12 protein-coding genes and 1 pseudogene are annotated in these 14361 nt (G+C 37.4%); 3 read left to right on the top strand and 10 right to left on the bottom strand.

From position 1 onward, the window contains the following. Positions 1-34: 34 nt before the first annotated feature. The 5 genes from WQ54_RS23175 to WQ54_RS23155 all read right to left on the bottom strand — a co-directional run bounded on the left by WQ54_RS23175 (position 35) and on the right by WQ54_RS23155 (position 5655). Complete coding sequence (locus WQ54_RS23175; protein ID WP_046587776.1) at positions 35-1207, bottom strand: MFS transporter; 1173 nt, start codon at positions 1205-1207, stop codon at positions 35-37. Between the two features lie 447 nt (positions 1208-1654). Continuing rightward, positions 1655-1876 (bottom strand): hypothetical protein, encoded by a 222-nt coding sequence (locus WQ54_RS23170; protein WP_156178094.1) that lies wholly within the window; start codon positions 1874-1876, stop codon positions 1655-1657. A 66-nt stretch (positions 1877-1942) separates the two neighbouring features. Next, a complete protein-coding gene (locus WQ54_RS23165; protein WP_046587772.1) occupies positions 1943-3052 on the bottom strand; it encodes a Ger(x)C family spore germination protein in 1110 nt (369 codons plus the stop codon). Further along, positions 3042-4136 carry a GerAB/ArcD/ProY family transporter gene (locus WQ54_RS23160; RefSeq protein WP_197089657.1) on the bottom strand — a complete coding sequence of 365 codons (1095 nt, stop codon included), beginning with the start codon at positions 4134-4136 and terminating at the stop codon, positions 3042-3044. The genes WQ54_RS23165 and WQ54_RS23160 overlap by 11 nt, the downstream gene beginning before the upstream one ends. Positions 4137-4146: 10 nt before the next feature. Next, complete coding sequence (locus WQ54_RS23155) at positions 4147-5655, bottom strand: spore germination protein (RefSeq protein WP_046587769.1); 1509 nt, start codon at positions 5653-5655, stop codon at positions 4147-4149. Positions 5656-6187: 532 nt separating this feature from the next. Here WQ54_RS23155 and WQ54_RS23150 point away from each other — a divergent pair. Next, on the top strand, positions 6188-7414 hold the full coding sequence (locus tag WQ54_RS23150) for an epoxide hydrolase family protein (protein WP_046587767.1): 1227 nt from the start codon (positions 6188-6190) through the stop codon (positions 7412-7414). Between the two features lie 522 nt (positions 7415-7936). On the opposite strand, the gene WQ54_RS23145 is transcribed toward WQ54_RS23150, so the two are convergent. From WQ54_RS23145 to WQ54_RS34885, 5 genes and pseudogenes are all read right to left on the bottom strand, one after another. After that, entirely contained in the window at positions 7937-8575 is a 639-nt protein-coding gene (locus tag WQ54_RS23145; RefSeq protein WP_052737926.1) for a peptide-methionine (S)-S-oxide reductase, read from the bottom strand. Between the two features lie 370 nt (positions 8576-8945). After that, on the bottom strand, positions 8946-9092 hold the full coding sequence (locus tag WQ54_RS35720; protein WP_197089656.1) for a redoxin domain-containing protein: 147 nt from the start codon (positions 9090-9092) through the stop codon (positions 8946-8948). Between the two features lie 295 nt (positions 9093-9387). After that, positions 9388-10149 (bottom strand): annotated as a pseudogene (gene msrA / locus WQ54_RS23140) (peptide-methionine (S)-S-oxide reductase MsrA). Positions 10150-10403: 254 nt separating this feature from the next. Beyond that, positions 10404-10877: a peptide-methionine (R)-S-oxide reductase MsrB gene (gene msrB, locus WQ54_RS23135; RefSeq protein WP_046587764.1), complete on the bottom strand. Its 474-nt coding sequence runs from the start codon at positions 10875-10877 to the stop codon at positions 10404-10406. 564 nt (positions 10878-11441) lie between these two features. Then, positions 11442-11525 carry a putative holin-like toxin gene (locus tag WQ54_RS34885; RefSeq protein WP_269431590.1) on the bottom strand — a complete coding sequence of 28 codons (84 nt, stop codon included), beginning with the start codon at positions 11523-11525 and terminating at the stop codon, positions 11442-11444. A 555-nt stretch (positions 11526-12080) separates the two neighbouring features. On the opposite strand from WQ54_RS34885, the gene WQ54_RS33890 reads away from it, so the two are divergent. Continuing rightward, a complete protein-coding gene (locus tag WQ54_RS33890; protein WP_156178092.1) occupies positions 12081-12227 on the top strand; it encodes a BH0509 family protein in 147 nt (48 codons plus the stop codon). A 228-nt stretch (positions 12228-12455) separates the two neighbouring features. After that, a complete protein-coding gene (locus tag WQ54_RS32100; protein ID WP_052737925.1) occupies positions 12456-14021 on the top strand; it encodes an MIR domain-containing protein in 1566 nt (521 codons plus the stop codon). Positions 14022-14361: the final 340 nt, after the last annotated feature.

Genomic DNA, 14361 nt, shown 5'->3' with positions numbered 1-14361 from the left:
TGCATAAACAATGGCAAAAAACCAACGATGGTGATTATGGTGATATAACTTTAGAATAATTAAATTTGACTGAGTAGATCAACACGTAGCTAACGATTAGCGCGGCAAAGATATTTAGGACAATCAACGAAAAGATCAAATTAAAAAATTGAGTTAATACTCCAATACCAACAATCGGAACAATAAATCCGGAGTAGGCACATAAATAAAAAGCAGAGATAACTTGCGGGCGTTCCTCTGGTTTTGGTAATTCACTAGCTAATTTTAACGTTACTTGAAACGTCCATCCGGCGCCAATTGCTTGAATGAATATGCCAGCCCAAAGCAAAAATAATTTCTCTGTCTGACCAGAAACTACAACAAGCCCTGATCCAATAACGAGAAACAGGATCCCTAAACGCATCCTTGAAATGGAGATACGCGGCCAAGGAAAGAACTGCATCAATGCTCCCCCACCTAAAAGCAACAATATTAATAACCCGGAAATGGAGAGATTAGTGGTGTGAATGACATTCTTGGTGAAAGAAGGAATAAGAGAAAATACAATCCCTCCTAGCGTAAAAACGGTAAAGATCGGAAGTCCGATAAAAGACCAAAAATGGGACCGAATTTCTTCAGGAACACCGAGCGAAATCTTTGTCTTAGCCGGTTTTTGCGCACGTGAATCCTCTTGCTTCGGTAACATTTCAAGAAAGACCAAGGAACTCAATAACATGACGAGCAGAAACCAATACGTCAAACGAAGCGGCTGAAAGTGCACATATTGCACGATAACACCTGAAATAGCTGGACCTAGGCCAAAACCGATGTTTATTATAACCCCTGACAACTTGATTGCCGTTCTCATTTTATCTTGAGAGGTCTGTTTTAATAAAAAAACGCTTGCAGTTCCAGTAAAAGCACCATATGCGGTGCCTTCTAAACTCCTTGCCACATAGAGCATCCAGACATCAAAACTTCCAAGAAAAATCAATGTTGATATAATCGAGATCCAAATACTGAATCGAACGACTCTTTTTAATCCCCAATCGCTCCCCCTGGCACCTACTATTAGCAAAGTTGGTAGCAAAAAAACAGCATAGATAGCAAATAGGATGGTAATTTGGAGACTATTTAGCTGGTAATAATCACTGTATAAAGGAAATAACGATGAAATAAACGTTGCACAGCATGACATCATGAGAATAACCCAAAGCATTCTTTTCATAGGCTTCCTGCTTTCACAAAATTTGTTTTAATATAAACGCTCTTAATTCCCTCGGTACAAATAATAAAAAGCTTCCTCTACCTACATTTCTTAAACCTAATATGCCAACCAAAACCTTAAACCATTTGAAATTGTATAGTTTGATTCAATTCTCTGTCATCTTTTTCACTTGTTTTTTGTTTTATACTGCTTCATTAGGCAGTAATCCAGTAGTAAAAAATAACGAACAATAAAATGACAGTTCAAGCAATTGATTTGTTCATGATCTCTTAATGATTCCTCCTTCAAAACAAATGTAGCAAATTAAAGAACGATCGGTCAAGAAATATTTTGAACGTTCGTTCTTAAATCTGTGGAGCCCGTGCTCGTTTGAATATGAACTTCCTTGTTGGTGTAATGGATGTAAATAGATAATTCTTTTAATTGTTAGCTGGGAAATTGGAAGGATTACAAAACACGCACCACATACATAAAAAAAACGGTGCTATAGACGGTATTTTGAGGATGTGAAAGAAGAACTTCTAATAAGCCTGAAAACTGTAGTTTTTTGGATTCTAATTTCATTTTATCACAATCTGCATTTACCGCCTGTTTGTTTTGGTTGGTATTTAAAGTGATATAAAAAGAGCCAATTTCAACTAAGAAATTGGCTCTTTTTCGTTTATTCATAAAATCTGCCGTATACATCTCAGATAAATAATACATAGATAAACTTCAACCTAATCTTGCCTAAATTCATTTTGATCTCCCTGTATTAATCAGATCTACTTTTACTTTAACTTTAATATTCAAGTTTGAGTAAGTGTTATTCCAGTCCATCTTGTTCCATCTTTCATAAGATAAACGATTACGTACCAACTTTCCGATTCCAATAGGATCTGTCTGATATTCTTGCAATTTGCTGAGAAGCTTTTTTGAATTGGTTATTAAATAATTTTCAACTTGTTTTTCCAATTGTCTTTGATACTTTTCTTCACTTAAATCCATTGTACCTGTGTATTCAAGGACGCTTCCTTTTATATCTAGAATTACTTCGACCGTCAAATTCTTTATTTTTCTTGTGTTCACTTTTTTATCATTATTAGAATTGATAAAACTTAACAAAAGCTGATCATTATTTCCTGACTCTTCATCATTAATACTAATCATTAAACTGCCATTTTTAATGTCTCCGCTTAATAAGTTAAGGATATGTGTTTCACTTAAAGTTAGGACTGTAACATATTGATCTCCTTTAAAAGTACCCAATCCTTTTAATTCAATGTTCTCGCCTTCATATGAAAAAACTGGTAAAACCGGATCAATACCATCGTCGTAATAATCTCTTAAAAAACGATATTTATTAGTATGTAAAACTTTATTTTGATTGCCTAATTTCTCGATGAATGTATAAAGGTATTCAGAATTATCTTTAATAGAGGGTATCTTTTTTTTAAGAAGTTCTTCTCCTTTTCCCTCCACGATAGCAAATTTAACGCGAGCTCCGAATTCTGGATCCCTTGTAAACGACTCAACAACATTTATAAGTCCTTTTTTTGAGAGTTCCTCCCCAAAGAGAATCGTATTCTGCCCTCTAACTAGCTTTAAATTTGTTAAATTTTGAAGTTTGATGAAGGTGTCATGAGTTGATTTTCCCTTTGCAGTTAGAGTCTGAGTATCAAACGTTCCTTCTTTAGAAACAGTGGGAAATAGGACAGTTGTTTGTATTGGATTTTCTTTACTTTCCGACATATCGAAAGCAACAGATTGTATAATTCCTAAATCTTCTATAATATTACTTGTTCTTCCACAAGCTGTTAAAAACAAACAACATATCGCGATCAATACAGTAACTTTATTTTGCATGATCTGTCTCCTTATTAAAAAGGTTTTTAAGAATTTGAATAAAAAGGATGCATAGCACAAAGATAGGTAATGCCCAAGCTATACCAATTGCACAATAACTCAGCCACTTTAACCACTTTTCGACATCCACCACAGAATCTGGGACCAATGCAAGGATAAAACCACTTGCTAGTATAATGAATATCCAAAAATCAGGCTTAACTTTTTTATGAATATTCTTAAAAATTTGCTGAGCTCCCCAGTAATATATGACAATTGTTGATAATACCTTGAAAGCAAAAACGGAAAAGCAGAGATTTTCTGCTCGCGTAAGAAAAGGAACTTCTGTATATTCAAACAGTGTCATAACTGGGTATTTATCATTTAATATTTGATCGAAGCTAAAAAAGCCATAACTTAAAAAGAGGATACCGAAATAAATTACCATGGACATAAAATTCCCAATAAAAAGAGCCTTTGTCCATTTTTTTTCTACCATAGGAAAAAAAAGAATGGAAACTTCAATACCCAAAAAAGCTGAATAAACATGAAGTGACCCCTTTAAATAATCCGTTTCTCCTTTAAAAAAGAAAGTTGTATAACGTGCAAAATCAAATTCTGGAAAAAGATAAGGAACCAAAAGAATCATCAGCTCCACGAAGCAGAATAAAACCACACTTGCTTTGGCTATATTGTAAATTCCACCTCTTAATAATTGAAAACAAAGATAAGTAAATAAAATGATAAAAAGTAAGACAGGTAAAGCTGGAAAAAACATCAATTTGTATATGAAGATATATTCCCTCATAATCATGCTTGCTATTCCAATCCAAACACCAATGATAAACAAATAGATGGGCACCATTACCCATTTGGGAACCGACGCATCAATGATTTTAAAAATTGATCTACCTTTACCCAGCTTATAAATGATCGCAATCATCATAATATTAATATTAACGAGTACGAAAATGAAAATAATACTTAACCAGCCATTTGTTCCGAAATAATCGGCAGTTATTCGAGGTAAACTATACAAGACGAGACCATTTTGACTCATCATGATTAGGATAGATAGTTGAAGTGGATGGAGTCGTTCCTTCATATGATCACCTTTAATTCCTCTCTTTTTCATCATCATTTTGCATCAAAGATTGTACTGGTTGTCCCTTCTTTATTTTATAAAAAGGCCCTCTCACAATACTATCCATCCAATCTTTGAAAAAGGTAGGAGAAATCGGCATAAAATAAGGTGAAGATAAATTTGTTAACCCAGTTAAGTGGATGATTAATATTCCTAAAGCAAAAAAAATGCCAATATTCCCTAAAAACCCTGCCATTAAAATAAATTGGAACCGAACGATTCTAATGGAAGCACTCATAATATAGCTTGGTACTATGAATGAAGCAATGGCCGATACAGCTACAACTATTATTAAGATATTACTTGTAATTCCAGCTTCAACAGCTGCTTGACCAATCACAATACCTCCTACAATTCCAATTGTTTGACCTATTTTGGTAGGCAGTCTCGCACCCGCCTCCCTTAGCAGTTCAATTACTATTTCTAAAAATATAGCTTCAAAGATAGGCGGAAAAGGCACTCTACTCCTAGACTGCATAAGGCTTTGAAGCAGGGATTGTGGAATCATTTCATAGTGATAGGTACAGATAGAGACATAAAAAGCTGTGAGTATTAATGTAATAAATAATGCCATATATCGCAGCAGCCTAACCCCTGTTCCTATAATCCAACGCTGATTGTAGTCATCTGATGATTCAAAAAAATCAAAGAAACTAGAGGGAGTGCAAAATATGTTTGGACTATCATCGACAAGTCCGATAATCTTTCCTGCATATAGTTTTGTTACAGCGATATCTGGCCTTTCGGTGGTATAATATTGTGGGAATGGAGAATTTTGATGATCATCAATCATTTGAATCAAAACATTGGAGTCAGTTATGGAATCAACTTTAACTGATTTGATCCTCTCTTTTAGATGATTCACCACATCCATATTTGCCATACCCTCGATATAGATTAAAAGCACTTTTGTTTTTGAAATTTTCCCCACAGATAATTTAATCATTTTTAAGCGAGGGCTTCTGACTCTTCTTCTAATCAACGAAACGTTTGTTTTTAATACTTCATTAAAGGAATCATGCGGCCCATTTATGACAGTTTCTGTTTCAGATTGTGTAATAGACCGTTCCTCGAGACCTGAAACATTTATTAAATAGGTTTTCTCTCCAGCGAACATTGACACATTGCCATCTAATATTCCATTTATTACTTTCTCATGAATATTTTCTCGTTTATACAGAGACTGTTGAAAAGCTTTTTCGAAATGTTGAAATGACATTTTTCTTAAGGGTGAAAGTATTTCCCATTCTAATGTGTGGGAATCTACTAAAGAGTTTAAATAAATAATGTGAATTTCACCCTCATTAAATGAACGATGAACTAAGTCAAATGAATCCCCTAATTCTTTAAGTGTCTTTTCATAAGTAGCCTTTGTTTTTTCCTTACTATTAAAATTCGGCGTATTATGCAGATTAACAAAATCTGTATCTGAATCCTCTTGTAAGAAAATTTTTTTGGCTTTTGTTCGCAAGCGACCCATTCAAGTACCCTCTTTTTACCTAATTTATTTTTTTATTCTTTACTAGTTATTCCATAAATAACCGGATAACTAATTCTTTTCATAATTTTTGTAGATGTTTTAAATGGAAGTATTATTAGAATATTTCCCCAGTGAAAGTGTAGTAGGTGGAGCTCATTCCCTCTTTCGATTTCTCAGCGATAAAACCCCTTTTTTCACCATTACTTAGCACTAGCTTTTAGTGCGTTTTGAGTGAGCTGAAATCCATAAAATGCATCCAAGTTTAAATATAATCATTCACTATCTTATTCCATTTCAACAACAAAAACGTTCATATTCATATGAATAGTGGTGTTATTTACATTGGTCCGCACATTCAAGAATGAACGTTCAAAAATATTTCTTAACCGAACGTTCTTAAATATGCTAAATTTGTTTTCGAAAGGAGGAAACATTGAGAATTTTGGACAAACCGATTGCTCTAATATTTCATTAAAGCGCTCTCGGGCAAACAAACTTAGAAATACAGAACTTAATAAAGGGAGAGAAAAAAATGACACAAACAACAAGTACAAAACAACAAAGTAATGAGCAATCTACCTTCAAGAATTCTATTCGTCCATTCCATGTGAACATTCCAGAAGAAGAAATTATCGAACTGAAATGCCGCATTAACGCAACCAGATGGCCGGAGAAAGAAACGGTCGCGGATCAATCGCAAGGCACACAGCTTGCTACGGTTCAAGAACTTGCTCGTTATTGGGCGAACGAATACGACTGGCGCAAAATCGAGTCGAAAATTAACTCCTTCCCGCATTTTATTACCGAAATTGATGGTCTGGACTTCCACTTCATTCATGTGCGTTCGAAGCATGAAGATGCGATGCCAATCCTCATTGCACACGGCTGGCCGGGTTCAATCTTCGAGCAGATGAAACTTATCGAACCACTTACGAACCCTACAGCGCATGGCGGAAGCGCATCTGATGCTTTCCATGTGGTCATTCCATCGATGCAAGGCTACGGCTTCTCGGGCAAGCCGACAATGACTGGCTGGGATCCTAAACGCATCGCACGTGCTTATGGAGAGCTGATGAAACGCCTTGGATATACGAAGTATGTAGCGCAGGGCGGTGACTGGGGTTCGGTTGTCGTAGACTTCATGGGTGTTCAGGAATCAGAAGGACCAATCGGTATTCACACTAACATGGCAGGCGTGATTCCGCCCGACGTTGATGCGGCGCTCTGGTCTGGCAACCCGCTGCCATCCGGTCTTTCAGACGAAGAGAAGAAAGCGTGCGAGCAAAGGCTTGAAAATAAATTCTATTACGCCTTCTTGATGGGAACGCGCCCACAGACGCTGACTGGACTGGTGGATTCGCCCGTTGGTTTGGCAGCCTTTATGCTTGACCACGACTGGAAGAGCCTTGCTATGATCTCGAGATCTTTTGCTGGAGTCAAAGAAGGCCTAACGAGGGACGACGTTCTCGATAACATCTCGCTCTTCTGGTTTACGAACACAGCGGTTTCTGCTGCCCGTCTCTACTGGGAGAACAGTAATGCTGGAATCTCCTTCTTCAGCATCAAAGGCGTCAAACTTCCGGTTGCTGTTAGCGTATTTCCGGATGAGCTCTATGAAGCACCAAAGAGCTGGGAAGAGAAGGCATACCCAAATCTTATCCACTACAACAAACTTCCTAAGGGCGGACACTTCGCTGCTTGGGAACAGCTAGAGTATGTCATTTCAGAACTCCGCACGGCAATCAAGTCTCTACGCTAGTCGGAGACAGGTTGAATAAAAACACATTGTGCTCGTGCTCCACGCCATACGGGACATTAATTTGAATCCGTTTGGAAAGAGATCAATGGGAGAGTTTTGAGTAACATTAAGCGTTCATTAATTTGTCAACTTAAGGGATATGAAAAATAAATAAGTAAAAAAGAAATGCAGCCCCTATAAAAGTTGGGGCTGCAATTTTATTATAAAAAAAGCTTTTGTTGGTCGAAGCTAACTAGATTTACAAGTTTTAAGTGCCCAAAAAGGAATCATATCTGCATATTATATTATTTGATGCTTTTAGTACTTAAAGAATGCATATGAAAATATTGGATTAAATTTATGAAATGGTAAAGTAAATTGATTTTACCCGTACCCGCTTCTTTTATGATTGATGAACCAGGCAAAGTTCGCTTTAAACCAGTAAATCAAAATTTTATGACCCGTTTGGAGCCGAGTAATTTTCTTCATGCAGTACGTAATCTATATATGAGTAATCAGCCTGTCAAATAGAGCTGCTTTTAATCAATACTCTATGCTACACGTATCTCCTGTCTTCTCTTGCTTATCCATTATTCCCTCACGAATGACACACCAAAGCGGTTCCAACGATGGATCCAGAAACTCTCGTTGTATCTCCTCTAACTTTCCACAGCCCTTTGATAGTCCATTTAACCTTGCTGTTAAGGTTGATTCAACTAGTGAATCTTCCTCGCTATGAAGTTTGCACCACTTTTGATAAACTGGTTTCCATCGTTGAAGATAATATTTTTGATGACGTGTTTCCGCCTCAAAGAATTGCTTAAGTGGCTCTACAGCAGTATAAATAACTCCATTATTTCGTTTCTTTTCCTCTACTTTTTGCATCATTTTATCCTTCTGTTCTTCATTTTGATAGAACAAAACGGAACGATACTTAGTTGACCGAGGCGCTCTTGCCGTATTATGCTGCGCAAAAAATTGAGTCAATATTTGATCAAGACTCAGCAGCTCTGAATCATATTGGATTTGCAAAACCTCTGTAAAGTCTAAGGTGTTTTTCGAAGATGGTTGTCCTTCTTTACCACCTGCATACCCTACTCTCGTTTTGACTACTCCAGGCAGGGAACCAAAGCGTGCCTCTGGCCCCCAAAAACAGCCCATTCCAAAAGTAACAGTATCCAATATCATCACTCCTAAAAAAATCAAATCATGGCATTCATATCTAAAATGATGCCTGTTTTGTAAGATGTTAATGACTATATTCTAATTTCATTGCTCTTTATGATAAATAAAAAAGTTTTAGGGAGTTTAATCCATGATAAGGTCTTGATCATAAAAACAAAGGCAGCAGCGAGTGGTAATTACCTTCTATCTTCCCATTGAAATCAGAACAAATAGTCCATTTCTTGTACATTTCTATTAATGCTTCCTGCCTCTTAAATGTTAGCTGATAGTCGTTTGAAACCAGATTCCCTTTGTCACTTAACAAGTGGAATTATAGTTCATTATTCCTTCATGCTTAAGGAAGAGTATGAACGTTGCTGGCAAATGACTAACATCTGTGCTCCCTTTTGTTGATTTTGGGAAGCAAATCCTGATTGGCATTAAGCTCTAAGTAACAATAAGGACACCAAACCCCTCGATAAAAAGTTAAAATAACTACCCTTCTAGAGTTCAGAGTATAATGATACTCTTTCACCGACCCCGTTTGGAAAAGTAAAATTCAGAGCTTTTTATCCGACAGAAGCATGCCTTTCTAAAACCTTAGCTGCCTATAAATGAAGGGTGTTATTAGCAAACTGATTGATCTTGCGTCAAGTTGTTCTCGTAAAGTCATATGTTTACATCCTATTTTCTCTTTTTACTATCAATTTTAAATACAATTGTATTTTCATGTTGTTAACTATCTTACATTTTTGTTCATCTATAAAAAATCCTTGGAGAAGTCTCCAAGAACTTAACTAAACTTATATAAATTGATGTAGGTAATTGCCTTAGCCATCTTCTTTTAGTTTTTCTTTAGATATAAACTTAAGTGCAGCTGAACTGAAGAAATATTGAAATCCACCTTTATCACCACAGAATCAAATGTATCTAAAGATATAAAAAACAGCTGTCCGGAGACGATATCTACGTAAATTCCTTCCTCCTAGTGATCCCAATATTCATTATAAAAGGCTGGTTCAGTGCCATTCACTTGTGTCATATGATGTTTTCGTTATTATTCATTTTTTCCAATTTTCCCGAATAAAATCTGCTCTTCCAGAACCTTCTTTGTAAACATTATAGTGGAAGGAATTTTTTTTGTAATACTGTTGATGACTTTCTTCTGCTGGATAAAACACAGACGCTTCTTTTATTTCTGTTACAATTGGCTTTTGAAACTTTTTACTGTCTTCTAATTTTTGTTTAGATTCTTCTGCCGAATGCTTTTGCTCCATATTATGATAAAAGATAGCTGTTCTATAAGACTCGCCTCGATCATGAAACTGACCATGTGCATCGGTAGGATCAATTTGCTGCCAGTAAAGCTCTAACAACTTTTCATACGGAAAAATGTTTGGATCGTATGTGATTTGGACTGCCTCATAGTGGCCAGTTGTATTAGAGCATACATCATCATAGGTCGGATTGTCCTTATGCCCTCCTGTATAACCAGAAACTACTTTTAGAATGCCAGGTAACTCATCAAATGGTTGAACCATACACCAAAAACATCCTCCAGCAAAGGTAGCTAATTCATAATTTGTAGCCATAAATATATACCTCCCTATTCAGTGATTGCTAGAAAGAACCACCAATTAATGTATTTAAAGGATTTCCACCTTTGTCATTTCCTCCTAATTTCCTTGGCTCACCTACAAAAAAGTACCTGCCGTCTCGCCTTTTAGCCACTTTACGATGGGAGGCAAGACTTTTCTTGTCGCAGCTATCAGTTAAGCAAGGTTTCCAATCGATTCATACGGATTCTTCTATATTTGTATCTATCTCTATATATAGTTTGTACAATCTATTTTTTTCCATGCTTCTGCTCGCTAAATTGCGCGGCATAAGCGCCATATCCTCTTTTTTCAAGATCAGCTTTCGGAATAAATTCCATGGATGCAGAGTTCACGCAGAACCGGAGTCCCGTTGGTTGACCGTCTTTGAACACGTCGCCTAGGAAGGAATCAGCATTCCGACTTCTGACTTCGGTCCCCATCAATAATCCTTTGCGTTTGAGAACAACATTTTTTGACTCCAAGGGCTTTGTAAAACTCGGCCACCCTGTCCCCGCATCGTATTTGTCCTTCGAACTAAACAGCGGCTCTCCCGAAACAATATCTACATAGATCCCCTCTTCTTTGTTATCCCAGTATTCATTATGAAACGGCTCCTCGTCCATACCATTCTGTGTTACGTTATATTGGTTTTTAGTCAGTGTCTTCAGCTTATCTTCTCTATTAAAATCTTTATTGAAGTCTTGCTTTGAATTAATTTTCACTGTAAAATCACTCCCCAAAAAGTTTTCAAAAAAGAACCGCAACCGGAAATGAAGTCACTTATCTTAGTGTCATTAATGAAGTTCGATCAATCGGTTTATCCTGAAATCTCAACGATTCTCCTTTCGAAACAAATTTATCACATTCAAGAACGATCGGTCAATAATTATTTTTTAACGATCGTTCTTGAATGTTTGCAACGAAAAAATCGGAATAGATAGAAGTAGATAAAATGGTATCCTGCAGACTGCAGTATTCCAATCATGTTTGTTTCAGAGAGAGTATTTACATTTGTTCGAGTGGCAATGCAATTCGTTTTGTAAACGTTAAAAAACCTTCTCTCTTAAGGAAAAAGGTCTACTTTATGTTTTTTAAGCAATTACTTTTCTTTTCATTGCTTTTCATTTATCGAATCTTTAGTTACAATAATAGTTGAATAAGCATAAACTAAAAAATACTGTTCGGTGCTGGAACACCAAACAGTCATACAATAGCAGATTCCCAACAAGGGGATCTGCATTTTGGGAAATAACTCACCCTATTGCACTGCAAAGCTCAAGGGCGGGTTATTTTTTGTCTCTAAAAGAAATAATTGACAACACCAAACTTGCAAAATCTATCATCAGCATGATCGTTTGAGACACAGTCATCATAAACCTCACCCCCTTTCTTTCTGGGGTAACGGACCACCCTTGAGTTTCCCTAACTATTGCAATACCATTATAGCACACGTATAGAACAAACGTTCCCTTCGTGCGTAATTTCTTCCTTCCTAAAGTCTTTAATTCTAAAGTGAAAAAAGAAGGATTATGCATCCCCTTTTTTAAAAACGGTAATCCATTTCTCTGAACATGGGCAAAGCTAAGAATAATCTATGAATTTTAATCACTTTGGTGCTATAAAAGGAAAAACCTTTATGATTTTATCATCATCAATTCGTTAGATATATTTTTTAAAGAAGATCTCCCTCTTTTTACAGATAGATCCATATAATTAAAGATAACTTGAACAAAACGATGACTTTTTTAGCTAAATTTAAACACCTCACACAATAAATAACTTTTCTATATTAGTTTTGGAGAAATAATCTCAAATTGATATTTGTTTCATCTCGATTTGAGATATATAATAAAAACAAGAAAAGAGCAAACGCTTACAAGATTGTAACTGCAACGTTACTTCTTATACATAAGGAGGACATGACTATGAGCCAATTAGCAAGAGAATCTAAAGTGAAAGTTTTATTAGAAAAACAAAAATTCAATCAAAAAGAAATTTCTGAAATGACTGATGCACAGATTGAATATTATCACTGGCTCTACTTTGAAGATTCTGTTTACGATTATATGTAATTTGAAAATAAATCCTAAAGCCTTTGTACCGAGTACAAAGGCTTTATTGTATTTTGTGGTTCGTAGAATTGGGTTGTTCTTAGTTGAGAACAACCTCTTTTATTTTGTCAATTATTATTTTTCCTCTAACTGCCGTTATCATTAGCATAAAATGAATAATAATCACATATCCATTTTGAGAAGCAATTCTAATTTATTGTTCTTTATAATGAATGGAGTGGTTAAAAGATGGCAAATCAACTTCAGCCAGGGCAGGAACTTCTGGCAAACCAACAGATTACCGCAAATAATGGGCGAACATTCCTAACCATGCAGGAGGATGGAAATTTCGTTCTATATGAAGTACACAAAGGAAATAACATCCCCGTTTGGGCGTCTAACACCAACGGCAGCGGTGCAGTGAGAGCAGTCATGCAGGGTGATGGCAACCTAGTCGTCTACAAGGCTAATGGTCAAGCGGTTTGGGCTTCTGGCACCGATGGGAACGGAGGAGCATACCTCACCCTTCAGGACGATGGGAACTTGGTGATCTACGCCAGCCAAGGAAACGCACTCTGGGACTCGGGAACATGGCGACATAGTCGAAAGCTTGGTTTTGACCCAGCGGTTCACGGATTTTTGTTTAGAAATAAGTTCGTCAACAATATAGCTAACATCCCAGGATATGGACAAGTGCAAACACAAGGAAGATGCGGAGGTATGGCTTTTGCTGCACTCGACTACTTCCTCAAGGGCATTCCCGTTCCAAAATACACAGGGAGCCTGTTCAACGGTGAAGTTCCGCCTGATGGACACTGGCTTGCGGATTACCTATACAGTCGACTAATGGACAGCTTCCTTGTTCCTTCCTCCATCAAGTATATTAATTGGACGGTCGCATCTGATCATTCTACTGTTTTTGGAGGGAAAGGAGTCAGCCGCTGGACAAAGGAGGAGGAATTTCCAAAGCTTCGGTCGCGCATCGACGCTGGCAGGCCTGTTGTCCTAGGTATGATCGATGCAACCAATATTGGGCAGATCGGAAATGAGAATCACCAGGTTCTAGCTTATGGGTATGAGTGGCATTCGAAGGCCAACATTATGAAAGTATTTGTTTACGATAACATCACGGTAGGAAAAGAAGTCGTTTTGTCCTCTGAACCAGGCAACCAGCACTTTGACGCCACAAATACTGACCCTTGGAGAGGCTTTTTTGTTGTCGACTACTCGCAAAAGAATCCTCCTGTGTTCACGACCAATCCACCGGCGGCCAATGCTGCGGTCCGATACGGTCAAACCATTAAGGTAAGTCATCTTATGACTGGGCTGACCCTTCATTCGCATGCACTTAACTACGGCCATGCAGGCAGCTCTGGTCAACAGCAGGTCACTTGCTTCAGAGGGGCCGATGACAATGACCTTTGGAGAATCAAAGGGCCGCATGATACTGATGCAAACTATAAGATCAATGAAGTAGTCAAGCATGGCGATGTGATACGGCTCGAGCACGTTGCCACAAAACGTAACCTGCACAGCCACTCTGGGCACCCTTCTCCTGTCACTGGTCAGCAGGAGGTCACCTGTTTTGGATCTGGAGGCCAGGGAGATAACAATGATAACTGGCGGGTCGAGTTCGAAGGCGGCGGTCAATGGACAGCGCAGCGTCGAATCCGGCTTGTCCACCAGAATACGAACCATGCCCTCCACTCCCATCTCGAGCACAGTCATGACCAATGGACCGCAGGCCAACAAGAAGTAACCGGCTTCGGAGGCCGTGACGATAATGACTGGTGGTGGCTCCTCGAAATCCGCTGAGTGGTGACTAGTTTTAAGACATCTGTACTTTGAATCACAAGCTTCAACAATATTAATATCAAAAGCTATTGATCTGGTCGCTATCAGTTTGGAAATTTAGCAAATATGCGAAATATGGATTGACTTTAAATAGGCAGACATGGTGATTTCATCAGGAAGATTAGTTGGGTATGAGTCAGATCTTGTAATGGACTCGTACCTTACGGGTAATTTTTATTGAAATCAAACATGGACACTCTAAAATAACTTATATTCAACTATTCGCATATAATTGGACTAAATTTCTAAACACATTACTGCAAGAGTGATAAATCCCTTCACAGTTGAAAAGGGATTTATC

The sequence above is a fragment of the Bacillus sp. SA1-12 genome, assembly GCF_000981385.1.
In the GTDB taxonomy this organism is placed as follows: domain Bacteria; phylum Bacillota; class Bacilli; order Bacillales; family Bacillaceae; genus Metabacillus.
This window is presented reverse-complemented; position numbering and strand designations above follow the sequence as displayed.